Below are 21,697 nucleotides of genomic sequence, written 5' to 3'. Positions count from 1 at the left end.
ACTAAGATACCAATAAAGTGATTACAATTCTGTTTTTTATTCGTTTGTTGTTTCGTATAAAAACATATGGACTTTTAAACAAAGTAATTACGGACGTTTCAACAAAGTCAGGCGAAAAGCGCCGCACTACATTTGTCTTATCAAAACAATAAAAATTTATAAAGATGAGACTAAACAATTATCAGGGAGCGTTACAACAACCAATCGGTTCCGGATTTAACGCAACATCAACCACTAATGATGTGATCAAAGGAATCGATTTAAGCGGTAAAATTGCCATCGTAACCGGCGGTAATACGGGAATCGGATTGGAAACAACCAAAACACTTGCAGCTGCCGGAGCTACGGTAATCGTACCGGCGAGAGACATTGAAAAAGCACGGAAAAATCTTCAGGGAATTCAGAATATTGAACTGGAAGCTATGGATCTGATGCGTCCGGAATCAATTGATCAATTTGCGGAAAAATTTATTACATCAGGCCGACCGCTACATTTATTAATTAACAATGCCGGAATTATGTGGGTACCGTTACGCAGAGATGATCGCGGTATCGAATCCCAACTGGCCACCAATTATCTGGCATCCTATCAGCTTACAGCGCGATTATGGCCGGCTTTAAAAAAAGCAAACGGAGCCAGAGTGATCAATGTATCTTCGCAGGGACATCAATTTGCACCTTTCCATTTTGAAGACCCTCAATTTTTAAACAGGGACTATGAAACTTTAGCAGCTTACGGACAATCGAAAACAGCTTGTAATTTATTTACAGTTGCATTAGATCAACTCGGACAAGAATGGAATATACGATCTTATTCATTACATCCCGGATCGATTCACGGAACAGAATTGGGAAGAGAAGCTTCACCGGAACTATTTCAAAAAATGGGGTTTTGTGATGCCGATGGCGTTATTTTACCGGAAGTGCTTGCGTCGCTAAAAACAATTCCGCAAGGTGCAGCAACAACGGTATGGTGTGCGACTAGTCCGTTATTGCAAGATATCGGAGGTGTTTATTGTGAAGATGCTGATATTGCGGTGTTGGCAACAGGTACAAATGTATCGAACGGAGTAAAAGCCTATTCGCTGGATAAAGCCGATGCACAACGTTTATGGAAGTGGACAGAAGCGATAACCGGTATTACATTTTAGAATCAGTAACGGATAAAACAAGCGAAAATGAACGATTTAAAAGGAAAAGTGGCAGTTATTACAGGGGTAACAGCGGTATCGGATATGCAACGGCATACGAACTGAATAGAAGAGGAGCAACGGTTATTATCACCGGAAGACGAAAAGAAGCGGTTGAAACGGCCGCCCGGACATTAGGAGTAACCGGATTATTGGCGGATCAGTCTCGTTTATCGGATATTGATCATTTGGTTACCGAAATCACAGCCCGGTTCGGAAAAATAGATATTTTATTGATTAATGCCGGAATTACAAAACTGACGCCGATAGCAGCAACGACCGAAGATCTGTTTGATGAAATCATGAATATAAATCTTAAAGGGGCCTATTTTACATTGAGTAAATTCATTCCTGTTTTAAATGATAAAGCATCGGTTGTCGTATTATCGTCTACATCTGCGACCATTTCACCACAAGGAGCTGCGGTATATGCGGCCAGTAAAGCCGCTTTAAATGCCGTGGTAAAAATAGCCGCATTGGAACTGGCTTCCCGACAAATTCGCGTTAATGCTGTAAGTCCCGGTCCTGTAGCAACGGAGATTATGGATAAACTGGGAGTAAACTCCGGAATTGCGGAACAAATGCTAAACAGTATTCCGTTGGCGCGATTCGGAAAACCGGATGAGGTAGCCGATTTGATAGCGTATCTGTCGGGCGATAGTGCCGCGTTTATTACCGGAGCTAATTTTCTGATAGACGGCGGACAGTCGGTATAAGATGTTATTTCTTATTTTTGTAGTAACGGCTTCCTTTTTAAAACGGAATAAAAAAGAAATGGAGTATAAAGCAAAATATATAACTGATGCCATCAAACTTTCCTGTTATGAAGATAAATTCTTTAAATCGGATATCATGTTTGAGGAACATATGCTGGTGTGGTTTCTGTCGGGAGAGACAAAAATTATTCAGGCCGATGCGACCTATATTTTTAAAAAGGGCGACATCTTTCTAATTCCGAGAAATCAGTTGGCGACGATCATCAATTACCCGAAAGACGGGCAACCGCATAAAACGGTAGTGATGCATTTATCGGTAGCAATACTCCGGGACTATTATGCCAATCGGAATATAAAACCGCAGGCGACAGTTTCGTCAAAAATTTACGCTTTTAACAATCATCCGTTACTGGAAAGTTGTCTGGCCTCCTTGATTCCGTATTTTGAAATGAGTGAACTTCCGGAAGATATTGCAATACTCAAAATCACGGAAGCCATCAGTATTTTACGGACGATTGACAGCGATATCGATCAGGTGTTGGCGAATTTTGAAGCACCCGGAAAGATAGATCTGGCCGGTTATATGGAAAAAAACTTTATGTTCAATTTACCGTTGGAAAAGTTCGGCTATCTGACGGGACGTAGTCTGACAACGTTTAAGCGTGATTTCGGTAAACTGTTTAATACTACGCCACAACGATGGTTAACACAAAAACGACTCGAACTGGCACATTATCAGTTTGTGGAAAAGAAGAAAAAACCGATAGATGTTTGCTATGAAGTCGGATTTGAGAACCTGTCGCATTTTTCATATGCTTTTAAAAAACAATACGGTTATGCGCCTACGACATTATTAGGACTATCAGATGATGCTATTCTATAAATAAAACTTACAAATTATGCCTTGGAACCCCGAATTATACAATCAGTTTAAAAATATTCGCTATCAGCCTTTTTTCGATTTGATGGCGATGATTTCTGAAGAAGGACTTCAGGAAGGTATCGATATCGGTTGCGGAACCGGAGAACAAACCGGTATTTTATCAGGTCGATTTGATAAAGCCCGTTTTTTAGGAATTGATTCGTCTCCCGATATGCTGCTGAAAAGCGAGGAATTTAAAAGTAAAAATCTGGATTTTAAACAAGCTACTGTTGAAGGATTTCTGGCTTCGGATAATGTAAAAAAGTGGGATCTTATTTTTAGTAATGCCGCTTTACAATGGTCGGATAACCACGAAACGTTATTTCCACAATTACTCTCGAGGTTAACAGAAAATGGCCAGTTTGCGGTACAAATGCCGGTACAAAAGGAAAACCTGCTAAACAAAATTCTATTTGATCTCGTACAGGAACAACCATTCGCAGAATATTTAAAAGGATGGAAAAGAGATTCCCCGTTGTTAAGCATTGATCAGTATGCACAAATCCTGTTTGAAAACGGATTGGAAGACATTCGGATTACTCAGAATGTATATCCGATTATTGCCGGCAATCCGGAAAAATTATTCGACTTTATCTCCGGTTCTTCGTTAATTCCGTATATGGAGCGCTTATCAGAAAGCGAACAAAAACAGTTTACCGACGAATTTAAATCCCGAATCCGACAAGAATTTAAGCGATTTCCGGCGATTTATGCGTTTAAGCGATTGCTGTTATACGGTCGGAAGAAATAGCTAAAATAGTCAGGCCATCGACCTGACTGTTTTTTAATTGTTTTGCGCATCGATTAAAACGGCCAATTGAATACAAGGCTGATCGGAACGGTTACTCCAGGCATGATTCGTACCTCTTTGAATTACAATATCACCGGGTTGTAATAGTGTTTCACCTTCTTCCATAATCAGATACAATTCACCCGACAGGATAATAATATAATCCAGCGTATCGGTTTGATGCATTAAAGGATGCGGTTGACCCGGTTGTGCCGTAATCCCTAAATCGGCATCCGGCGGAATACTGACATATCGAAAATAAGTCCCGTTTTTAGGCGTTTGCGGAAAGGCTGTATTCGGAATACGTTTTTCGTTATCCAGACTAGCCGGTGTTTCCTGTGTATTCCAGATATCTGAAATAAGGAGTCCTTTTAAATGATCTACGGCATTCTGAACCGTTTCGTCCTGAATAATAGCAGATTTACCGTTTTTAATTCCGGTAACCACTCTTCTTGGTATGGATTTCATAGCATTTGTTTTGGGCAAAAGTAACCGGCAAATACTTTATATTTGTTATGGGTTAACTTTAAGTAACTAGTTACCTGAAAGAAACTATGACACAAATTAAAGATCAGGGCGTATTACGCGAAACCAATTGCACCGAAGAACTTTTTGCAATCCGGGACAGTCTGGAAATTTTAGGCGGTAAATGGAAATTATTGATTTTGATTTACCTGAAAAACCGACAGGATCGTTTGGTCCATTTTAAAATGATCGAACGGGGAATAGAGGGGATTTCCGCCAAAATGCTGAGTAAAGAATTAAAAGAATTGGAAGTCAACTTATTGGTTACACGTACAATTCAGAATACACGCCCGATAACAGTAACCTATGCTTTAACCGACTATGGAAAATCGGTTATCCCGGTTATTGATGCCCTTGTCCAATGGGGATTTGATCATAGGACGATGATAAAGCAAGCAAGATAAGATAGCAACCCGACAAATAATTGTGGAATATAGTAGACGTTATTGTTGCGATAGGATTGGGGATTCATTTGCTCACCGAAAAAAAAGAAAAACAGTATAAAAACAGGCAAAAATAAAATATACTAATGATTGTTTCAATCCGGCTGTTTTCTGTAACGAAATATTTCAGAAAATGATAGAATAACGGTAATATTACTGTACTATATATTGAAACAGAATGAATGAAAAACTTTGGAAAAAAATAGTAGCTTTTGACTTTGAAAGCCCATCCGATGAATACGGATTTTCTACACGATTGGCACACGAAAACAGCTGGACAAAGTCATTTACAGAACAGGCCATTTTGGAATACAAAAAGTTTATGTATCTGGCAGCCACTTCCGATTTTATGGTCGCACCGTCAGAAATTGTAGACATTGTCTGGCATCAACATTTACTCTTTACACAATCCTACCACGAATTTTGTAAGTTGCTCGGAAAACAAATTCAACATATTCCGTCAACTCATAACAAACAGGATGCGGACAAGTTCCGACAAGCGAAGGAAAGAACGGGTCAGTTGTATGAAAGCAACTTCGGCGAACAACCGAAAAGTATTTGGGAATACCATACGATGTTTGAAAGTCTACATCTCGAAGAAACCAAATTAAAAATCAGTAGCATTATCATCATCGGGATAATAGCGTTTTTTTTCGCAACGTTTCCGGCTTATTATCTCTTACGGCCTTTATATATAAAGCTTGACAATCCCTATTTTATGTTTGGTCTTATCGGATCGGCAATCCTTATATCAAAATTACTGGAACACTATAATAACCGACAACTTAAAGCGATTGTAACTAAAACCGATAAATCATCTTTTGTATACCATCTTCAACCGTTGGAACTGGTTTACTTAAAAACAAATCAATTGAAAAATGTTATTATTGGTGTGCTAAACGGACTTATGGATAACGGAACATTGATCATAAATAGTAATAAAGCCATTGAACTTGTAAATGATAATACAAAAGCGAATAAAGAGGAAAGAGCAATCCTGTCGATTTTAGAAGAAACAAAAAGCTTATTTTATCCCAATTTAGTAGAACGATTACAAACAAAACCCGTTTTTAGTAATACAGCTAACATCATGGAGGCTTTTAAAAAATACGGGACAAAATCAAAAGAATTCGGATCGTTGTTTGTGACCAATTTTACCGTTTGGTTAGTGTTCTTATTACTCTGTTATACAAGAATTACTATCGGTATGGAAAGAGATAAACCGGTTGGCGGTATTATATTTACAACGATAGTATTGAGCGTATTTATAGGTGTCAAGTTGTTTCGACTGACCAAGAAGATGACAACAGTAACAATACCGGATTTGTATAAAGATACGATTTTAACTACCGAACAAATCGAAAACAATTGGCTATGGCGTTATTTTTTATCCGGTAACGCTGTTTTAATGGCGTCGTTCATACCGTTAATTCATTTATCAGACGAAAAAAGTAATGGTTGGTCTTCCTCAGGAAGTGGATGTAGTAGTTGCGGTAGTTCCTGTAGTAGTTGCGGCGGATGTGGCGGCGATTAAAAAATGATGAACATTATAAGATATAATACTCATTCTTATTTCCGTTTTTGTATTTTAGTGGCCGGAACAGCTTTACTTTTTTCCAATAAAAACCAAGATAACTAAAGAGACAATATGAAAAATTATACAGTAGATGTAACAAAAAAATGGGATTATGAAAACGGATTCTATCTGACTTGTGAAACCAGTAGAATCGGAAAATTTTTAAATCATTTGGAGATCTACAAAAAAATTGTCGAATTACCGGGAGATATCCTGGAATTTGGTGTTTACAAAGGAACTTCTATCGTAAGACTGCTTTCGTTTCGGGATTTGTTGGAGAATGAAAGCTCCCGAAAAGTATTCGGATTTGATATATTCGGTAAGTTTCCGGAAAATTTAGAGTTGGAATCCGATAAACAATTTGTACATAAATTTGAAGATGCCGGCGGTTATGGTATCAGTAAAAACGAATTGGAATTCCATTTGGATGCTAAAGGATTCGGCAATTATGAATTGATAGAAGGTGACATCTTAAAAACCGTACCGGAATTTATCGAAAAAAACAAACATAAAAAGATCGCATTATTGCATATTGATGTCGATGTTTATGAACCTACAAAAATGATATTGGAAAACCTTTGGGATAAAGTAGTTGTTGGCGGCATCGTAATGTTAGACGACTACGGAACGGTAGAAGGGGAGACCAAAGCAGTAGATGAATTTTTTAAAGATAAGGATATTACAATCCATAAACCGAAATACAATCATATCCCTTCTTACATCATAAAAAAGTAATGATCATAAAATAAATTGTGGATAAATTAAATGATATAAATGCCATTTACATTTTCGCATCCGGCTATAGTTTTACCGTTACCGCATATTAAAAAGCAATGGTTCTCGTTAACCGGACTTATAATTGGAAGTTTGACGCCCGATTTTGAATATTTTTTACGAATGCGAATTCAAAGTGATTATAGTCATACTATAAGTGGTCTTTTTTGGTTTGATCTACCGTTGGGATTTGTACTGGCTTATATTTTTCATAATATCGTCAGAAACAGTTTGTTTGAAAATTTACCTTTATTTTTAAAATCAAGGCTGATCAGTTTTAATAAGTTTAACTGGAATCAATATTGTAAAAAAAAGGTATTTATAGTAATTGTTTCGATTTTAATCGGAGCTATGTCTCATATTTTTTGGGATAGTTTTACACATGAAAATGGTTATTTTGTCCAGCACATTCCGGTATTGAGTACTACAACAAATGTTTTTGACTACTCTATACCAGTGCTAAAAATTTTACAACACTTAAGTACAGTCGGAGGTGGTATTGTGATACTTTTCGCTTTACTCAGATTGCCAAAAGAAAAAGATATTTCAGTACGGTTTAATTGGCAATACTGGAGTATTCTCTCCGGGTTAGCGCTATTAATTGTTATTTTACGACTTCTTAGCGGACTGAATTATAAATTATACGGACATCTTATCGTTACAATAATTGCAGCGTGTTTGATTGCGTTAACCGTAACAGGGATTTTGGAGCGATTAAAAAGCAGTATTTTAAAATGATAAAAGAACGTTTAGAATACAAACAACTCATTTTACGGCTAGAAGAAGCGGAACAACTGGCTGCTCAATTTTCCGGTGGATATTCTAATAATTTTATTTCGACAGAAGAATTTCATACTGCACTATCAGAAAAGCTCATACAACTAAAGGAAGGCGAAACGGCCGAGCTAAATAAACTCTGGCTATGGTTTGCACCAACTTGTGACTGGGACACTTTAATTCGGGAAGACGGATTGGTATTGGGGGAGACAATTTTTGCACTCCTCTCAGAACTGAAAAAAGAATGTAATATATAATATTTATCCCTTTTTATTATTGTAAGGTGTTGTTATACAATTGAATAATTGTATTCTTGGTCATCTGAAATGTTAAATATTTTGTATTTATGTATTTGACTACGTAGTTTTGTGTTGTAAATTAAAATAAACTATGGAAACCATTATTAAACCGATCGGGAATGAATATTCGGAAGCTGCGATTGATCTGATTTTAAGTATTCAGCAAAAGGAATTTAACGTACCGATCACAATTGAAGATCAACCGGACTTAATGGCAATTGAAGCTTTTTATTATCAGAGCGGCGGTTCGTTTTGGGGCGCATTTCGCAACGGAGAACTGGTAGGTACAATTGCTTTGATCAAATACGCAGATAATGAAGCGGCAATTCGCAAAATGTTTGTCAAAAAAGAATACCGCGGAAAAGAACTCGGAATCGCACAGCAATTGTTGGATATTCTATTAACCTATTGTCGTGAAAACGGTATTGATCAGGTATATCTGGGAACGGTCTCCATATTGGAAGCGGCACTTCGTTTTTATGAAAAGAATAACTTTGTGCGAATTGAAAAGGAATCACTACCGGATGCATTTCCGGTAATGCAGGCGGATAATGTATTTTGTCATTTAAACTTAAACAAACAGCCATGAACATTATTGACGAATCGGGAATATTAGCCATATCAACACGTCTACAACGCCTTAGCGAACAACTGCGTAAAGACGGAGCGCAAATTTATAAAGCGTACGGAATCGCATTTGAACCCAAATGGTTCCCGGTGATCTATACCTTGTACCATAAAGAAATGCTGAGTGTAGTGGAAATTGCAAACGAAATCGGATATACCCATCCGTCAACAATCAGTTTGTTAAAAGAACTCGAAAAACAAAAGCTGATCCGTTCTAAAAAAGATAAAGTTGACGAGCGTAGACGTATGATTCTGTTAACGGATAAAGGACTGGAACTGATCGAACAAATGAAACCGGTTTGGGAAGTAATTCGTACGGCTTTACATGAAATAGCTGATAATGAAAACCGGTTATTACAGGCGATTACCGAAGCGGAAAATAAAATCGCAACGCAAAGTTTTTTACAACGGGTTATGCAATTAAAGCAAGAGCAGGAAGCCCTGAAACCATAGGAAAACCGTATATTTGAGTTAATAAATAGACAAACCCTATGTTTACAATAGAACAAATCAAAGCCGCTCATGCTAAAGTACATTCAGGTGCCGATTTCCCCGATTATGTTCAGGATCTGATACAATTGGGCGTTATTTTTTATGAAACATATGTAAAGGACGGGCATACGGAATATTATGGTGAAGCAAATTATCAAATCACTTCCGGCCCCGTATATGAACCACTTATTATTGCTACGAAAACTGATCGGATTGCGTTTTTAGACGATTTAAAAGCACACCAGCGCGGACTAACGAATTATATGGCTTTTTGTAACGATTGTGCCCGGTCGGGAATAGCAAAATGGGCAATGGATATGCAAAAAAGAACATGTACGTATTATGATTGGGCGGGCAATGAAATACTTGTTGAAAATATCCCGAATTAATCGTTTATTCGCGTAACGATAAAAGCAAAATAAAATGCAGGATTTTAAATTAAAAGTAGGGGATTGCTGGAATGTGAAAAATACGCCCAACGGTCATATAACGATAACGCGAATTGATGAGGTTGACAATGAAAAAATCATTCATGTAGCGTATCAGGACAGTGAATGTGAAGTACAACATTTACCGGTTAGTGCCGAACAGCTTCTGCTTTCCATCGGAAAAAAGACCGGAGAAAATGAAGTTACCAAAGAGCATCTTGAAGGTATTCAATATTGGGAAGACGATGCCGGCGGTGTTTGGGATCTTGAAATGAGTGAAATAATCGAAATCGTATTTAATACGGACGATTATGATGAAGTTGAATAACAACGGATGAAAAAAGTTGTATTCGGAATAGTATTGAAAATAAACGATATAAAAGTCGGAAGAAAATGAAGTACGGACTATACTGTTTAGTTGTTCTCTTTTTATTGATCGCTTGTCAGCAGCGTTCTTCAAATATAAATAGGCAGATTAAAAAAGATTCCGGTTTTTCATTGTTTGTTGCAGATTCCGGTTTTGTGACTAAAAAGGAGGGACTTCTATTTCTGTTAACTAAAAAGCTAACGGATACCGTGGATTCCTATTGGAATCACGCAAAAGAAAATGACACAATAGGCAAATATTACAAAATAAAAGAAACCGGTCACTATTACTTTTGCACCATAGATTTATCATCTAAATATAATTTTGAAACCCATTTACTTATTGAGATAAAAGAAAACGGTACTATAGTCGACACCGAACGCTTTTATCACGGAGCATATCCATGTTGCTGGGGAAATTATTATGATGGATTTCAGAAATACGGCCATTTTTTCGGAATAAAAACCTGTGCAACCGGATCGGGTTATTGTGCCGGTTATCTCCATTTATTTCAAAATAAATTAGCACAGGGTGAATTTCTGGAAATACCGGTAGATTTATGGTCCTCTCTTGGTTTTAATGGATTATCGCAGAAACTGGATAGTTGGATTGTAGCTAAAAAAGACACCCTTTTAGTGCATTATACCTTAGAAGAAGGAAAATTAAACGAAGATTCCGACTTTCAGGTTCAACATACTCAAAAGATCACAGTTACATATCGATTTGAAAATAACAAATGGATCACGCATGATGATACCACATGGTTAGATGACCGAACATTCTAATTGTATCAGAGATTGTTGTAGAATATGTGAATGTTTTCCTGAATAGAATTTTATATCCAACCTTCCCGTATCGCTTTTGAACCTAATTCAACAAGACTTTTACAATCCGATTTGGAAAGAATATTTTTCCGGTGTGTATTAACGGTATGCCGGGAAATATTCAGTAAATCGGCAATTTCATTGGTGCTTTTTCCGGTAACGATTAATTGTAAAATTTGACGCTCCCGACAGGTGAAAAGCGTTTTTGAAGCAGATGATTTTGTGTTTAGTTCGCCTACGTTATAATAAGAAGGCTCTCCGTCAAGGCCTATAAAAGAAAGTCCGGAAGGCTTATTATCGGATTTAAGATGGGTGATATCAGTTTGTATTCCCAATACTCGAATTACAGATCCCTTTTCATCACTTTGTATCGTTACGGTTTGCATCAGAATCCATTTATAGGAACGATCGGCACATCGTAAACGATAGTCATAACTCACTTTATATTTTAAGACTTTATCCGGCGGTAACGCATTAAAAAATGCGGTAACTTGTTGTTCATACGCCATAAACCGATTTAAATCATCCGGATGAATATTACTTAGTATATATTCGACATTAAAATCGGAGGTAGTACCAATCCCTAAAACAGTTTTAACGGAATCACTTACAAATTCTATTGTAACATGCGGTAAGTTCACAATATAGTAGTAGAACGCTCCGATATGGAAGAAATTCAACAGCTTTTTATAAACCTCCAATTCAAAAGACGGTGGTGTATTACCATCGTGATACCGGGCTATCTGATGCCAGGTTTTTTTCATCGTATTGAATTGAAGTAATTCCATATCGGATTGAAAGATTATATGTAAAAATAAATAAAATTCTCAATTTGAGAATTAAAAAATCGCTAATACTAGTGATTTTTTGTTAAGAAATTTAAAATAAATTAGAGTTAAGATTGATTGTAGTCGATTGTAATGCCTGTAAATTTTCTAATTGGTTGATTTTTTATTGATTTTGATCAAAACTCAGAATAGAAATAGTATAGTGAATATTGAGGCATTTTGTGTAGTAATCATAAACAATTAAATAATGAAATCACTTTTACTAAAAACCGTATTCCTGCTTTTGTTTGCAATAGCGCCGACAAAAATGCAGGCACAGCCTTATAATCAGGCTTATGCAACAATTAATGTGCTGAATTCTGTTGGAGCAAATCCGCATAATTTTATCTTTTCCTACGATGTTATTAATGGAGTACACACCTGTGTGAATAACTTCGAAATAATAAACAATTTAAACATCGCTACCAGTTTTAACTTCAGAATTTTTGTCAACAACATACTGACGTACACCGGAAACGTTGCTCTAAATGCCTACGGACGCGTATTTTTTGATAATACGTTTACCAATTGCTATTCGGCCAGTTCTGCCATTCGGGTTGAAGTCTTCTGATCCGTTGGTAAGACCGCAAGAATCGGGTTGGGATTAAATACTTGATCATCCATTTTTGTATTGTAATTTAAAACAAATACAATGCAACGATTTCAAAACAAATGGGCACTGATAACCGGTGGAACCAACGGAATGGGCCTGGCTACTGCCAGACAGTTTATAGCCGAAGGCGGACACGTAATTATTACCGGAAGGAGTATCGAAACAGTAACTAAAGCAACTGAACAATTAGGGGAAAGCAGTTATGGTTTAGTTTCTAATGCCGGTAACTGGCAGGATTTAACCCAATTACGCAAACAGGTGCAAGAGCTGACCAATACATTGGATCTGGTTTTTCTGAATGCCGGATACGGTCGGTTTGCAGCTGTCGAAAATGCAGATGAGGCTCATTTTGACGAATTATTTTCGATGTTGGTTAAAGGGCCTTTTTTTGCCGTACAACAGCTTTTACCGCTACTAAAACCGGGAAGTAGTATCATTTTTAATACTTCTTTTGTAACGGAAGTCGGAATCCCTAATTTTTCGGTTTATTCGGCTGCTAAATCAGCGGTACAGTCGTTTATTAAGACTTTTGCGGCTGAATTGGTTACAAAAGGAATTCGCGTGAACGGAATCAGTCCGGGGCATATTAAAACCAATATTTACAGCAATACGGGACTTAATACGCAACAGATCGAAGAAGCGGTAACCAATCTGATTCCTACGATTCCGTTTAAACGACAAGGAGAACCGGAAGAAATCGCAGAAGCGGTACTTTTCCTGGCTTCGGATGCCGCATCTTATATTCATGGTGCAGAATTAAAAGTAGATGCCGGAATAGCTGTAATCCGTTAAAATACAAAAGGTGGTTATATGACCACCTTTTTCTTATTCGATTCGTTTATAATGTAACGTTGAATTATAAGCATTACCCGACCAGAAAATAAGCAATAGCGCTCCGGAATTATCGTAAGCCTGATTGACAAGCAAACCATTGTCGGCTGTTAATCCGATCCGTGATTTATTACTTTGCGTACCGCCAAAAAGATAAGGAACGCCATGCGATTTAACTTCTAAATTTTTAAAATAAAACAGACCGTTACGCTTTAGTTTTCCTTTTAGCAGAATGGTGTCAACTGGTTTTTGCTGATCATGAACGATAAATTGCATGGTGTTTTTATCCAATACATTTAATCGAACCGTATATTGTTTCAGACTATCATATACGGTTGACCGATTATCGATAGCGCTTGGCAGATGCAATTTGGAAGCCCACTTTTCCGACGATTTGGGATTATCTTTATGATCATAGTCGATATCCGGATACAGTTCGTATGTTCCGTTAAACCGGTTGATCTCGGATTCATGAAGTTGAACTGCATTTTTGCGAACCTGTTTGTTTTCATAACTGGCACAACTATAGAAAAAAGGCAGTAGTAAAAGACCGGTCAATAGCCGCATCATATCTTGTTTTAGATACTTCATGATGATTGCTATATTAATCTAACAGTTTTTTGAGTGTTTCTGTTACAATCTCCTGACCGTCGACTTGTGAATTATAAATAAAACCGTGCGTACCTTTTTCTAATACTTCCAATGTCCATTTGTCAAATTTATGCTGATTGTAAATTTTTTGAACATCATCCAATTTATAGGTGGTATCATCTTTCGCATTCACACTGATAATCGGTCGGGTAGTATCAAACTTACTAAAATCCAGTTTTTCAAAGTCTAGTTCCGGAATTCCGGAGAACGTATAGAATCCTTTAAACAATTTCGGCTGATGTTCGGCAAACCAAAAGGTCGCTCGTCCGCCAATAGACATACCGCCCAATATAACGTTCTTTTTGTCGTATTTGAATTTCGATTCAAAACCGGAAACAATTTGCACAATACTTTCCAGAGATTTTTTGTTGTTATACCAGCTAAAAGATTCCCGGGCAATCGGATAAATTACAATAGCATTTAAAAAGCGGGCGGAAGTAAAAATGGGTTCGGTTTGAATCTCCGGATTTTCATAAAGCTCTTTAAAATCCTGTGATCCGGTACCGCCGTGAAGATAAACAATCAACGGTAATTTGTTTTTTTGTTTTGGACTTTTTGGAACATAAACGAGATACGGAAAATCGATCGTGTCAATTTTCTGGAAGAGTAGTGTAAAACCGGGTTTTATCGCTTTATTGTCGTAAATACTTTTCTTCCAGTCTTCCGTTACTTTACGAGCCTTTTCTTTGATCTCCGTATTTCGGTTTCTCATCTGCGAAAGAATGCTTTTCCATTCGCTTCGATCATGTAAATTAGCAAATTCCGGCATCTTTTCGATAAAATCGATTTCATTGTCTTCCTGTCCCAAGCCTTTTGAAACGGATTGTTGCAACATTTTTAGAGCAAGGTCTTCTTCTTTATTCAAATTGGCTGTCAAAGCCGCATAATAATAGACAAAATAGTTTCCGATATCCTGTAAGGCAATCGCTTTTTGGTAATTTTCCGAAGCCATTTTATAGTTTTTACCGCTATAGGCATGTTGCGCCTGACCGATTAATTCGTCTACGCTTTGAGAAAAAGAAGCAAAAGGGATAAAAAGGATTAGATATTTTAGAAATTTCATGAGTTGATGTAAAGTAATGATAGTTTGTAATACAAATATATTCAACTTCGTGACATAAAAAATTCAAAGTAATCAAAACAAGAATGAATTATCGTAACTATGCACTCCTTAATTTTTATTCTATCGTATTTCACTTATATTTGCTGTCTAAATAGATACTAAAATACATTCTAACATGTCAGACGATAAGAAAGTAATATTTTCGATGTCACGGGTAAGTAAAACCTACTCGAGCACGAATAAGCAGGTTTTAAAAGACATTTATCTGAGTTTTTTCTACGGAGCTAAAATCGGTATTCTGGGATTAAACGGATCGGGTAAATCATCCTTATTAAAAATCATCGCCGGAGTTGACAAAAACTATCAGGGTGATGTCGTTTTTGCACCGGGTTATACCGTAGGTTATCTGGAGCAGGAACCGCAATTAGACGAAACCAAAACCGTTATCGAAATCGTTCGCGAAGGGGTGGCCGAGACTGTAGCAATCCTGGATGAGTTTAATAAAATCAACGATATGTTCGGATTGCCGGAAGTATACGAAGATGCGGATAAGATGCAGAAATTAATGGATCGTCAGGCAGAACTTCAGGATAAAATTGATGCAGTAGGAGCGTGGGAACTGGATACCAAACTGGAAATCGCAATGGATGCGTTACGTACGCCGGAACCGGATACGCCAATCAAAGTATTATCCGGAGGAGAACGTCGTCGTGTTGCTTTATGCCGACTATTATTACAACAACCGGATGTATTATTATTAGATGAGCCTACCAACCACTTGGATGCGGAAAGCGTACTATGGTTAGAGCAACACTTACAACAATATGCGGGAACGGTAATTGCTGTAACCCACGACCGTTATTTCCTGGATAATGTAGCCGGATGGATTTTAGAATTAGACCGTGGTGAAGGTATTCCGTGGAAAGGAAACTATTCTTCCTGGTTGGATCAGAAATCAAAACGTATGGAACAGGAAGAAAAAGTAGCGTCCAAACGTAGAAAAACATTAGAAAGAGAGTTAGATTGGGTACGTCAGGGAGCCAAAGGGCGTCAGACGAAACAAAAAGCCCGTTTACAGAACTACGATAAATTATTAAATGAAGACCAAAAACAATTGGATGAGAAATTAGAAATCTACATCCCGAATGGTCCGCGTTTAGGAACAAATGTAATTGAAGCAAAAGGCGTTTCAAAAGCATTTGGTGATAAACTATTATACGAAAACCTGAATTTTACATTACCACAAGCGGGAATTGTAGGGATTATCGGTCCGAATGGTGCCGGTAAGTCAACAATTTTCCGAATGATTATGGGAGAAGAAAATCCGGATAGCGGTGAGTTTATCATCGGTGATACGGCTAAAATCGCTTATGTAGATCAGTCGCATTCCAATATCGATCCGAATAAGTCTATTTGGGAAAACTTCTGCGATGGACAGGAATTGGTTATGATGGGAGGACGTCAGGTAAATTCCAGAGCGTATTTATCCCGTTTTAATTTCGGAGGAAGTGACCAGAATAAAAAGGTAGCGACACTTTCCGGAGGAGAACGTAACCGTTTGCATTTAGCCATGACGTTGAAAGAAGAAGGAAACGTATTGTTACTGGATGAGCCAACGAATGATTTGGATATCAATACACTTCGTGCTTTAGAAGAAGGTTTGGAAAATTTCGCCGGTTGTGCTGTAGTAATTTCCCACGACCGTTGGTTCCTGGACAGGATTTGTACGCATATCCTGGCATTTGAAGGCGATTCACAGGTTTATTTCTTTGAAGGAAGTTTCTCTGACTATGAAGAAAATAAAAAGAAACGTCTTGGAGGTGATTTAACGCCAACACGTATTAAATACAAAAAATTGATCCGAGGATAGTAAGAAAGAGGCTTTTAAGCCTCTTTTTTTATACTTATAGTGATCAGATCGGTACTGTTGAGTGGCTGACCGGTTACGGTCATTTTAGTGTAATCGTTCTGATACTCCTGAATGATTTCAAAACCGGACTTCAGAAGTTGTTCGTTTAAAACGGCCTCATCATATAGCGAAAAACCGTGTTGTACAAAATCAACGTTATGTAAAACGCGCTTAGGTCGGTAGCCGATATAGAGTTTTCCGCCGGGTTTTAGTATTCGATGTAATACTTTAAGATAGGTTTCCAACGGTTCCCAGAAATAAACGGTATTTAGCGCAATAATATGATCAAACTGATTGGACGGATAGTTAGAATCTTTAATATCGCCGTATTCCACGATGATTTTACCCTCTTTTATCGCTGATTCATTATTTTTAACTGCTTCCTGATACATTACTTCGGAATAATCCATACCATATAACGTGATGGCTTTTTCGGTAGCGAAATAATTCGGGAAATGAATACCGTTTCCGTAACCGGTTTCCAGTAGGATATCATTGTCTTTTAAGTGTAGTAAAGAAAACAGGTCATTATACATCTGACTGTTGGAACGATTCATATCACGTCCGATTGCAATGCCGTTTTCGCCTTCCGGTTTCCGCAATTGTATACCGGTTTCTAAAGGAGATAAAGGTGTCATAATTAACTAGATTTAGAAAGACGAAAATATTGGAATAAACCCGGAAAAAGGTTGTAGTATTTTACGAAAGAGTTATAACATTGCACCTGACAGGTTTTAAAAACCGTATTAACACCTGACAGGTTTTAGAAACCTGTCAGGTGTAAGTGTGTTAGAATTTCATTTTCTGTATTCGAACAGCATTCAGGATGGCTAATAATGCAACGCCTACATCGGCAAATACAGCTTCCCACATCGTAGCGAGTCCGCCGGCACCGAGGATTAATACAAAAGCTTTTACAACAAAAGCCATTCCTATGTTTTGCCAGACAATCTGTTTGGTTTTTTTACCAATCGAAATAGCGGTATATATTTTAGAAGGCTGATCGTTTTGAATTACAATATCGGCGGTTTCAATAGTGGCATCACTTCCCAGACCGCCCATTGCGATACCGGCATCGGCTAAAGCAACAACCGGAGCATCGTTAACACCATCGCCTACAAAAGCCAGTTTAAGGTTCTGATCTTTTAACTGCTGTACTTTTTCGACCTTGTTTTCCGGTAACAAATCACCATAGGCGACATCAATATTGAGTTCCTTTGCGACTGCGGTTACAACAGCTTGTTTGTCACCCGAAAGCATAACGGTTTTAATTCCCAGTTGATGTAAATTGGCAATAGCCTGTGGCGCATCTTCCTTAATTTCATCGGAAATCAGAAAATAACCGGCATATTGTCCGTCTAAAGCGACTGCGATAATAGTATAAGGCGTGTTTTCAATAGCCGTATCATAGGAAATGCCGAATTTTTTAAGCAGTTTTAGATTACCGGCTACTATTGTTTTACCATTTACAACGCCTTGTAAACCATGGCCGGCAATTTCTTCAACATCACTTACTGTTACCGTCTTTTCCAATCCGTTGGCATAGGCAATAATAGCCGTTCCCACCGGATGTGTAGAATGGGTTTCCAAAGCAGCGGTATATTGAACCAGTTCGTTTTCGGTAATGCCGGTTGCTACGACTTCCTGCACTTTAAAAACACCTTTGGTAAGCGTACCGGTTTTATCCATCACGACAGCTTGTATTGCAGCCATTGTATCTAAAAAGGTCGAGCCTTTAAACAGAATTCCGTTTTTACTGGCAGCACCGATTCCACCAAAATAACCAAGTGGAATGGAAATCACCAGGGCACACGGACAGGATACAACAAGGAACACCAAAGCGCGGTATAACCAGTCGTTGAAATTATAGTCTGAAACAAAAAATAAAGGCAAAAGACAAATTCCAATGGCCAGAAATACGACAATAGGAGTGTAGATATTAGCAAATTTCCGGATAAATAATTCCGTTGGCGCTTTTTTGGCTGTAGCTTCCTGTACCATTTCCAGAATTTTGGATAATTTACTGTCGGTATAAGCAGTTGTTACTTCCACATGACCGGTTGTATTCAAATTGATCATTCCGGCTAATACGATGTCGCCTTTGCGCTTTGTATCCGGTTTACTTTCGCCGGTTAGAGCGGCTGTGTTAAAAGTAGCGGAATCGGATAAAAGTCTACCGTCTAATGCTAGTTTTTCGCCCGGTTTTAGCAGAATGATTTCACCAATCGTAATGGTTTCCGCTTTTTTAGTTACCGGATTACCGTCTGCTATTACCGTTGCGGTATCCGGTCTCTGATCCAGTAGCGCTTTAATATTGGATTTAGCCCGACTAACAGCTAATGTCTGAAACAATTCTCCTATGGCATAAAAAAGCATAACTGCAACTCCTTCCGGATATTGTTCGATATAAAAGGCGCCTAAAGTAGCAATCGACATCAGAAAGAATTCAGTAAAAAAAGCACCTTTGCGAATGTTTTCCCAGGCTTCTTTTAAAACCGGCCAGCCTACGGGTAAATAGGCAAGGATATACCAACCGATGCGAACCCATCCGGTAAAAGCCGGAATCGGGAAATAATTGTCAATTCCGATAGCGATCATCAGCAATACAAAGGAAAGTATAGCCGGAAGAAATAGTTTCCAACCGGTGGCTCCGTCATGATTATGATCATGTCCGTGATCATGGTCATCATGATTATGGCTGTGTGAAGTATTGACTTTGCGATCGGCTGAACAGCAGTCCGTTTCGACGTTTGTGTGTTGATGGTTTTTAGTTGTCATAATTTTCAGGATTATGAAAATATAAATACAGAGATGATCAGGCTTTACAGCAACCGTCCAGTGATTCGTAGGCTTTCGGATCCGCTTTTATTTCGTCAGCGTCATAGCCCAGTTGACTAATCGCGGTGCGAATAGCCGGTAGATCGGTCTTTTTGGAATTAAAAAATACAGTGATGGTCATTTCCGTTTCGTTGAGAGTAACCATTTGGACACCTTTCTGGCGAATCAGTTTCTTTTCGAATAATTGACCGCAGGTTTCACATTGTTTGCAATGATCGCAGGTAATAGCTGTTTTGATCACTGCTTTTTGTACTTGTGCCTTGGCTGTAGCCATCGTCAGGGTCATAAGGGCGATTATATAAAAAGTTTTCATCATATAGAATTTATAGGGTTATAAAAATCGTTTTACACGTTGTTTGTAGTTCGGATAGGTATCCGGATGTTGTTGTAAAAGAAATGCTTCTTCAAGACGTACTTGTATTTGGATGATAAAATAAGTCGCTAACATCGTAAAAAAAGTCAATGTATTGGGAACAATTAAAAAAAGTCCCGATATACTAATGATCATTCCTAAAAAAATAGGATTTCGGCTAATGCCAAAAATTCCGGTGGTACGCAATTCCGTTTTATGTGTTTCGTCAATACCAATCCGCCATGAGTTTTGCATCTGATATTGCGCAATCATCACCCAAATCAGTGAAATATGAATGAAGAATAATCCGGTAATTACAATCGGTTCACTTTCCAGAAAAAGGATCGGTGCGGTATATTGATAGTAATTACTTCCCAAAGAAAACAAGAGTACGGATAGCGTTGATAAGACGATTAAAAACTTCATCACAAAACCGATATAATCATGTGCATTATCCTGTTTACCGAAGGTTACCGGATTAATACCGGTTTGTTTATATGTCCGATACGTGGGAATAACAAAAGTAACCAGCAGATAAAGCACCAGATAAAAAGGGAGATATAGTTTTAAAAAGTATTCCATTTTTTTAGTTTTAATGTGAATGTCCGCCGCCGCCTTCGGTTTTTAATAAATGGCTTTGGATATAATAAGCTCCTTTTAGCACAATTTTAGCATCGGATGCCACTTTCTGTAGCGGTGTAACATGAATATAACCGAGTTGTGACGTTCCGGTTTTAATTTCAACTCTACGAAAATGGAAGTTATTCGCTTCGTTATCATCGTGTTGATGACCATCTTCGTGTGAATGCCCTTTTTCGGTATCGTGTGCCGTTTCTTCGTGCCCTTCTTCCAAAACAAACATAAATTCACGTCCGTCGGCTTTCACAATAGCTTCTACCGGAAGTGCGTTTACAGCATTGGTTCCGATATCAATCAGTGCGTTAACGTACATTCCGGGAATCAGTGCATTTTTTTCATTGTTGATATCCGCGTGAACGGCAACGGATTTTGTTTCGTTTTCAAAAGCTTTACCAACGCTGAAAATGGTCCCGCGAATAGCCGTGTTATTCTGATTGGTGAGTACCAATTGAACGGTTTGTCCCGGTTTTACTTTATGAAGATCTTTTTCATAAACCAGCAAATCCACGTGTAATTTGGTGTTGTCTACAATGCTTAAAATGGGTTTTCCGACTTCTACATTACTACCTATTTTCACGTTGATTTCGGTTGTATAGCCCGAAATCGGAGCCAAAATCGGGACAGTAGCTACCGCTGTAGATCCGGATTGTATATTAAGAACGTTTAATTGTTGTTTCAGCGAATTATACCGCGCTTTTTCGATCTGATATTCGGCTTTGGTTTTCTGAAATACCTTTTTTGAGTTGACTTCTTCTTCGCTCAATGTTTTTTGTCTTTCAAATTCCTGACTCAGGAATTCCAGATTACTTTTTGATGTCAGATAAGCTTCCTGCAATTTAGTGAATTCCGGGCTTTCTATTGTGGCTAAAACCTGTCCTTTTCGTACAAATTGACCTTCTATAACAGAAATTGTCTTCACTACGCCCTGAAGATGTACCGATACATCAGCCTGATTTTGTGGCGGAAGCTTGGTATAACCGTTGGCATTGATGACTTCGCTCAGGTTTTTAAGCGAATAGGTTCCCAGTTCGACACCGGCTGCTTTAAACTGAGCCTCGTTTAATTCTACTTCCTTTTCCGGATTTGCGTTTTCGGATGTGGTTTTTTCGGTATGATCATGGCCGTCTTCTGCATTGTGATCGTGACGTAAAGCGAAGTATAATACGGTTCCGATGATCAGAAGTCCGGCGATATTGATATATAATATAGTTGATTTTTTCATGG

26 protein-coding genes are annotated in these 21,697 nt (G+C 38.0%); 17 read left to right on the top strand and 9 right to left on the bottom strand.

The genetic code is table 11. The features are described from left to right. Positions 1 to 164 precede the first annotated feature (164 nt). The 4 genes from NOX80_RS14305 to NOX80_RS14290 are packed head-to-tail and all read left to right on the top strand — an operon-like array spanning position 165 to position 3,579. The gene (locus NOX80_RS14305; protein ID WP_256550479.1) at positions 165 to 1,151 is read left to right on the top strand and encodes an SDR family NAD(P)-dependent oxidoreductase; all 987 of its coding nucleotides are present in this window, start codon (positions 165 to 167) and stop codon (positions 1,149 to 1,151) included. After that, positions 1,112 to 1,906 (top strand): SDR family oxidoreductase, encoded by a 795-nt coding sequence (locus NOX80_RS14300; RefSeq protein WP_256550478.1) that lies wholly within the window; start codon positions 1,112 to 1,114, stop codon positions 1,904 to 1,906. Before NOX80_RS14305 ends, NOX80_RS14300 begins: the two co-directional genes overlap by 40 nt. Before the next feature lie 58 nt (positions 1,907 to 1,964). Next, a complete protein-coding gene (locus tag NOX80_RS14295; RefSeq protein WP_256553017.1) occupies positions 1,965 to 2,789 on the top strand; it encodes a helix-turn-helix domain-containing protein in 825 nt (274 codons plus the stop codon). Positions 2,790 to 2,805: 16 nt separating this feature from the next. Then, positions 2,806 to 3,579, top strand: a complete 774-nt coding sequence (locus tag NOX80_RS14290) for a methyltransferase domain-containing protein (protein WP_256550477.1) — start codon at positions 2,806 to 2,808, stop codon at positions 3,577 to 3,579. 33 nt (positions 3,580 to 3,612) lie between these two features. Here the strand turns inward: NOX80_RS14290 and NOX80_RS14285 are convergent, their stop codons facing one another. After that, a complete protein-coding gene (locus NOX80_RS14285) occupies positions 3,613 to 4,086 on the bottom strand; it encodes a cupin domain-containing protein (protein ID WP_256550476.1) in 474 nt (157 codons plus the stop codon). An 86-nt stretch (positions 4,087 to 4,172) separates the two neighbouring features. Here NOX80_RS14285 and NOX80_RS14280 point away from each other — a divergent pair, with 86 nt between their 5' ends. The 10 genes from NOX80_RS14280 (at position 4,173) to NOX80_RS14235 (ending at position 10,711) form a co-directional block, all read left to right on the top strand. Next, positions 4,173 to 4,547, top strand: a complete 375-nt coding sequence (locus NOX80_RS14280) for a winged helix-turn-helix transcriptional regulator (protein WP_256550475.1) — start codon at positions 4,173 to 4,175, stop codon at positions 4,545 to 4,547. A 217-nt stretch (positions 4,548 to 4,764) separates the two neighbouring features. Then, on the top strand, positions 4,765 to 6,120 hold the full coding sequence (locus tag NOX80_RS14275) for a glycine-rich domain-containing protein (RefSeq protein WP_256550474.1): 1,356 nt from the start codon (positions 4,765 to 4,767) through the stop codon (positions 6,118 to 6,120). 114 nt (positions 6,121 to 6,234) lie between these two features. Continuing rightward, positions 6,235 to 6,897 carry a TylF/MycF/NovP-related O-methyltransferase gene (locus tag NOX80_RS14270; RefSeq protein ID WP_256550473.1) on the top strand — a complete coding sequence of 221 codons (663 nt, stop codon included), beginning with the start codon at positions 6,235 to 6,237 and terminating at the stop codon, positions 6,895 to 6,897. Positions 6,898 to 6,936: 39 nt separating this feature from the next. Continuing rightward, entirely contained in the window at positions 6,937 to 7,674 is a 738-nt protein-coding gene (locus tag NOX80_RS14265) for a DUF4184 family protein (RefSeq protein WP_256550472.1), read from the top strand. After that, on the top strand, positions 7,671 to 7,970 hold the full coding sequence (locus NOX80_RS14260) for a hypothetical protein (RefSeq protein ID WP_256550471.1): 300 nt from the start codon (positions 7,671 to 7,673) through the stop codon (positions 7,968 to 7,970). Before NOX80_RS14265 ends, NOX80_RS14260 begins: the two co-directional genes overlap by 4 nt. 133 nt (positions 7,971 to 8,103) lie before the next feature. Next, positions 8,104 to 8,601: a GNAT family N-acetyltransferase gene (locus NOX80_RS14255; protein WP_256550470.1), complete on the top strand. Its 498-nt coding sequence runs from the start codon at positions 8,104 to 8,106 to the stop codon at positions 8,599 to 8,601. Further along, positions 8,598 to 9,092: a MarR family winged helix-turn-helix transcriptional regulator gene (locus NOX80_RS14250; protein ID WP_256550469.1), complete on the top strand. Its 495-nt coding sequence runs from the start codon at positions 8,598 to 8,600 to the stop codon at positions 9,090 to 9,092. The genes NOX80_RS14255 and NOX80_RS14250 overlap by 4 nt, the downstream gene beginning before the upstream one ends. Before the next feature lie 38 nt (positions 9,093 to 9,130). Then, the gene (locus tag NOX80_RS14245; protein WP_256550468.1) at positions 9,131 to 9,520 is read left to right on the top strand and encodes a DUF1398 domain-containing protein; all 390 of its coding nucleotides are present in this window, start codon (positions 9,131 to 9,133) and stop codon (positions 9,518 to 9,520) included. 34 nt (positions 9,521 to 9,554) lie between these two features. Continuing rightward, a complete protein-coding gene (locus tag NOX80_RS14240; RefSeq protein ID WP_256550467.1) occupies positions 9,555 to 9,887 on the top strand; it encodes a hypothetical protein in 333 nt (110 codons plus the stop codon). A 65-nt stretch (positions 9,888 to 9,952) separates the two neighbouring features. Next, entirely contained in the window at positions 9,953 to 10,711 is a 759-nt protein-coding gene (locus NOX80_RS14235; RefSeq protein ID WP_256550466.1) for a hypothetical protein, read from the top strand. 50 nt (positions 10,712 to 10,761) lie between these two features. Here the strand turns inward: NOX80_RS14235 and NOX80_RS14230 are convergent, their stop codons facing one another. Further along, a complete protein-coding gene (locus tag NOX80_RS14230) occupies positions 10,762 to 11,538 on the bottom strand; it encodes a LuxR C-terminal-related transcriptional regulator (RefSeq protein WP_256550465.1) in 777 nt (258 codons plus the stop codon). A 247-nt stretch (positions 11,539 to 11,785) separates the two neighbouring features. Here NOX80_RS14230 and NOX80_RS14225 point away from each other — a divergent pair, with 247 nt between their 5' ends. Next, a complete protein-coding gene (locus tag NOX80_RS14225) occupies positions 11,786 to 12,148 on the top strand; it encodes a hypothetical protein (RefSeq protein ID WP_256550464.1) in 363 nt (120 codons plus the stop codon). A gap of 81 nt (positions 12,149 to 12,229) precedes the next feature. Then, positions 12,230 to 12,982: an SDR family oxidoreductase gene (locus tag NOX80_RS14220; RefSeq protein WP_256550463.1), complete on the top strand. Its 753-nt coding sequence runs from the start codon at positions 12,230 to 12,232 to the stop codon at positions 12,980 to 12,982. A 33-nt stretch (positions 12,983 to 13,015) separates the two neighbouring features. On the opposite strand, the gene NOX80_RS14215 is transcribed toward NOX80_RS14220, so the two are convergent. Beyond that, positions 13,016 to 13,612, bottom strand: a complete 597-nt coding sequence (locus tag NOX80_RS14215) for a hypothetical protein (RefSeq protein ID WP_256550462.1) — start codon at positions 13,610 to 13,612, stop codon at positions 13,016 to 13,018. Positions 13,613 to 13,625: 13 nt separating this feature from the next. Next, positions 13,626 to 14,735, bottom strand: coding sequence for a hypothetical protein (locus NOX80_RS14210; protein ID WP_256550461.1), 1,110 nt, complete (start codon positions 14,733 to 14,735; stop codon positions 13,626 to 13,628). 175 nt (positions 14,736 to 14,910) lie between these two features. Here NOX80_RS14210 and ettA point away from each other — a divergent pair, with 175 nt between their 5' ends. Beyond that, on the top strand, positions 14,911 to 16,605 hold the full coding sequence (ettA, locus tag NOX80_RS14205; protein WP_256550460.1) for an energy-dependent translational throttle protein EttA: 1,695 nt from the start codon (positions 14,911 to 14,913) through the stop codon (positions 16,603 to 16,605). Between the two features lie 14 nt (positions 16,606 to 16,619). Here the strand turns inward: ettA and NOX80_RS14200 are convergent, their stop codons facing one another. The 5 genes from NOX80_RS14200 to NOX80_RS14180 form a co-directional block, all read right to left on the bottom strand. Continuing rightward, positions 16,620 to 17,282, bottom strand: a complete 663-nt coding sequence (locus NOX80_RS14200) for a class I SAM-dependent methyltransferase (RefSeq protein ID WP_256550459.1) — start codon at positions 17,280 to 17,282, stop codon at positions 16,620 to 16,622. 151 nt (positions 17,283 to 17,433) lie between these two features. Beyond that, complete coding sequence (locus NOX80_RS14195; protein ID WP_256550458.1) at positions 17,434 to 19,422, bottom strand: heavy metal translocating P-type ATPase; 1,989 nt, start codon at positions 19,420 to 19,422, stop codon at positions 17,434 to 17,436. 37 nt (positions 19,423 to 19,459) lie between these two features. Continuing rightward, positions 19,460 to 19,798, bottom strand: coding sequence for a cation transporter (locus NOX80_RS14190; RefSeq protein WP_256550457.1), 339 nt, complete (start codon positions 19,796 to 19,798; stop codon positions 19,460 to 19,462). Between the two features lie 15 nt (positions 19,799 to 19,813). Then, a complete protein-coding gene (locus NOX80_RS14185) occupies positions 19,814 to 20,416 on the bottom strand; it encodes a methyltransferase family protein (RefSeq protein ID WP_256550456.1) in 603 nt (200 codons plus the stop codon). A 10-nt stretch (positions 20,417 to 20,426) separates the two neighbouring features. Further along, positions 20,427 to 21,695: an efflux RND transporter periplasmic adaptor subunit gene (locus NOX80_RS14180; RefSeq protein WP_256550455.1), complete on the bottom strand. Its 1,269-nt coding sequence runs from the start codon at positions 21,693 to 21,695 to the stop codon at positions 20,427 to 20,429. Positions 21,696 to 21,697: the final 2 nt, after the last annotated feature.

Source organism: Flavobacterium cerinum (genome assembly GCF_024496085.1).
In the GTDB taxonomy this organism is placed as follows: domain Bacteria; phylum Bacteroidota; class Bacteroidia; order Flavobacteriales; family Flavobacteriaceae; genus Flavobacterium; species Flavobacterium cerinum_A.
This window is presented reverse-complemented; position numbering and strand designations above follow the sequence as displayed.

Excerpts from the sequence above, each read along its gene's own strand:
- NOX80_RS14305 (WP_256550479.1), top strand. The coding sequence starts at position 165 with ATGAGACTAAACAATTATCAGGGAGCGTTACAACAACCAATCGGTTCC.
- NOX80_RS14300 (WP_256550478.1), top strand. The coding sequence starts at position 1,112 with ATGGAAGTGGACAGAAGCGATAACCGGTATTACATTTTAGAATCAGTA.
- NOX80_RS14295 (WP_256553017.1), top strand. The coding sequence starts at position 1,965 with ATGGAGTATAAAGCAAAATATATAACTGATGCCATCAAACTTTCCTGT.
- NOX80_RS14290 (WP_256550477.1), top strand. The coding sequence starts at position 2,806 with ATGCCTTGGAACCCCGAATTATACAATCAGTTTAAAAATATTCGCTAT.
- NOX80_RS14285 (WP_256550476.1), bottom strand. The coding sequence starts at position 4,086 with ATGAAATCCATACCAAGAAGAGTGGTTACCGGAATTAAAAACGGTAAA.
- NOX80_RS14280 (WP_256550475.1), top strand. The coding sequence starts at position 4,173 with ATGACACAAATTAAAGATCAGGGCGTATTACGCGAAACCAATTGCACC.
- NOX80_RS14275 (WP_256550474.1), top strand. The coding sequence starts at position 4,765 with ATGAATGAAAAACTTTGGAAAAAAATAGTAGCTTTTGACTTTGAAAGC.
- NOX80_RS14270 (WP_256550473.1), top strand. The coding sequence starts at position 6,235 with ATGAAAAATTATACAGTAGATGTAACAAAAAAATGGGATTATGAAAAC.
- NOX80_RS14265 (WP_256550472.1), top strand. The coding sequence starts at position 6,937 with ATGCCATTTACATTTTCGCATCCGGCTATAGTTTTACCGTTACCGCAT.
- NOX80_RS14260 (WP_256550471.1), top strand. The coding sequence starts at position 7,671 with ATGATAAAAGAACGTTTAGAATACAAACAACTCATTTTACGGCTAGAA.
- NOX80_RS14255 (WP_256550470.1), top strand. The coding sequence starts at position 8,104 with ATGGAAACCATTATTAAACCGATCGGGAATGAATATTCGGAAGCTGCG.
- NOX80_RS14250 (WP_256550469.1), top strand. The coding sequence starts at position 8,598 with ATGAACATTATTGACGAATCGGGAATATTAGCCATATCAACACGTCTA.
- NOX80_RS14245 (WP_256550468.1), top strand. The coding sequence starts at position 9,131 with ATGTTTACAATAGAACAAATCAAAGCCGCTCATGCTAAAGTACATTCA.
- NOX80_RS14240 (WP_256550467.1), top strand. The coding sequence starts at position 9,555 with ATGCAGGATTTTAAATTAAAAGTAGGGGATTGCTGGAATGTGAAAAAT.
- NOX80_RS14235 (WP_256550466.1), top strand. The coding sequence starts at position 9,953 with ATGAAGTACGGACTATACTGTTTAGTTGTTCTCTTTTTATTGATCGCT.
- NOX80_RS14230 (WP_256550465.1), bottom strand. The coding sequence starts at position 11,538 with ATGGAATTACTTCAATTCAATACGATGAAAAAAACCTGGCATCAGATA.
- NOX80_RS14225 (WP_256550464.1), top strand. The coding sequence starts at position 11,786 with ATGAAATCACTTTTACTAAAAACCGTATTCCTGCTTTTGTTTGCAATA.
- NOX80_RS14220 (WP_256550463.1), top strand. The coding sequence starts at position 12,230 with ATGCAACGATTTCAAAACAAATGGGCACTGATAACCGGTGGAACCAAC.
- NOX80_RS14215 (WP_256550462.1), bottom strand. The coding sequence starts at position 13,612 with ATGAAGTATCTAAAACAAGATATGATGCGGCTATTGACCGGTCTTTTA.
- NOX80_RS14210 (WP_256550461.1), bottom strand. The coding sequence starts at position 14,735 with ATGAAATTTCTAAAATATCTAATCCTTTTTATCCCTTTTGCTTCTTTT.
- ettA (WP_256550460.1), top strand. The coding sequence starts at position 14,911 with ATGTCAGACGATAAGAAAGTAATATTTTCGATGTCACGGGTAAGTAAA.
- NOX80_RS14200 (WP_256550459.1), bottom strand. The coding sequence starts at position 17,282 with ATGACACCTTTATCTCCTTTAGAAACCGGTATACAATTGCGGAAACCG.
- NOX80_RS14195 (WP_256550458.1), bottom strand. The coding sequence starts at position 19,422 with ATGACAACTAAAAACCATCAACACACAAACGTCGAAACGGACTGCTGT.
- NOX80_RS14190 (WP_256550457.1), bottom strand. The coding sequence starts at position 19,798 with ATGATGAAAACTTTTTATATAATCGCCCTTATGACCCTGACGATGGCT.
- NOX80_RS14185 (WP_256550456.1), bottom strand. The coding sequence starts at position 20,416 with ATGGAATACTTTTTAAAACTATATCTCCCTTTTTATCTGGTGCTTTAT.
- NOX80_RS14180 (WP_256550455.1), bottom strand. The coding sequence starts at position 21,695 with ATGAAAAAATCAACTATATTATATATCAATATCGCCGGACTTCTGATC.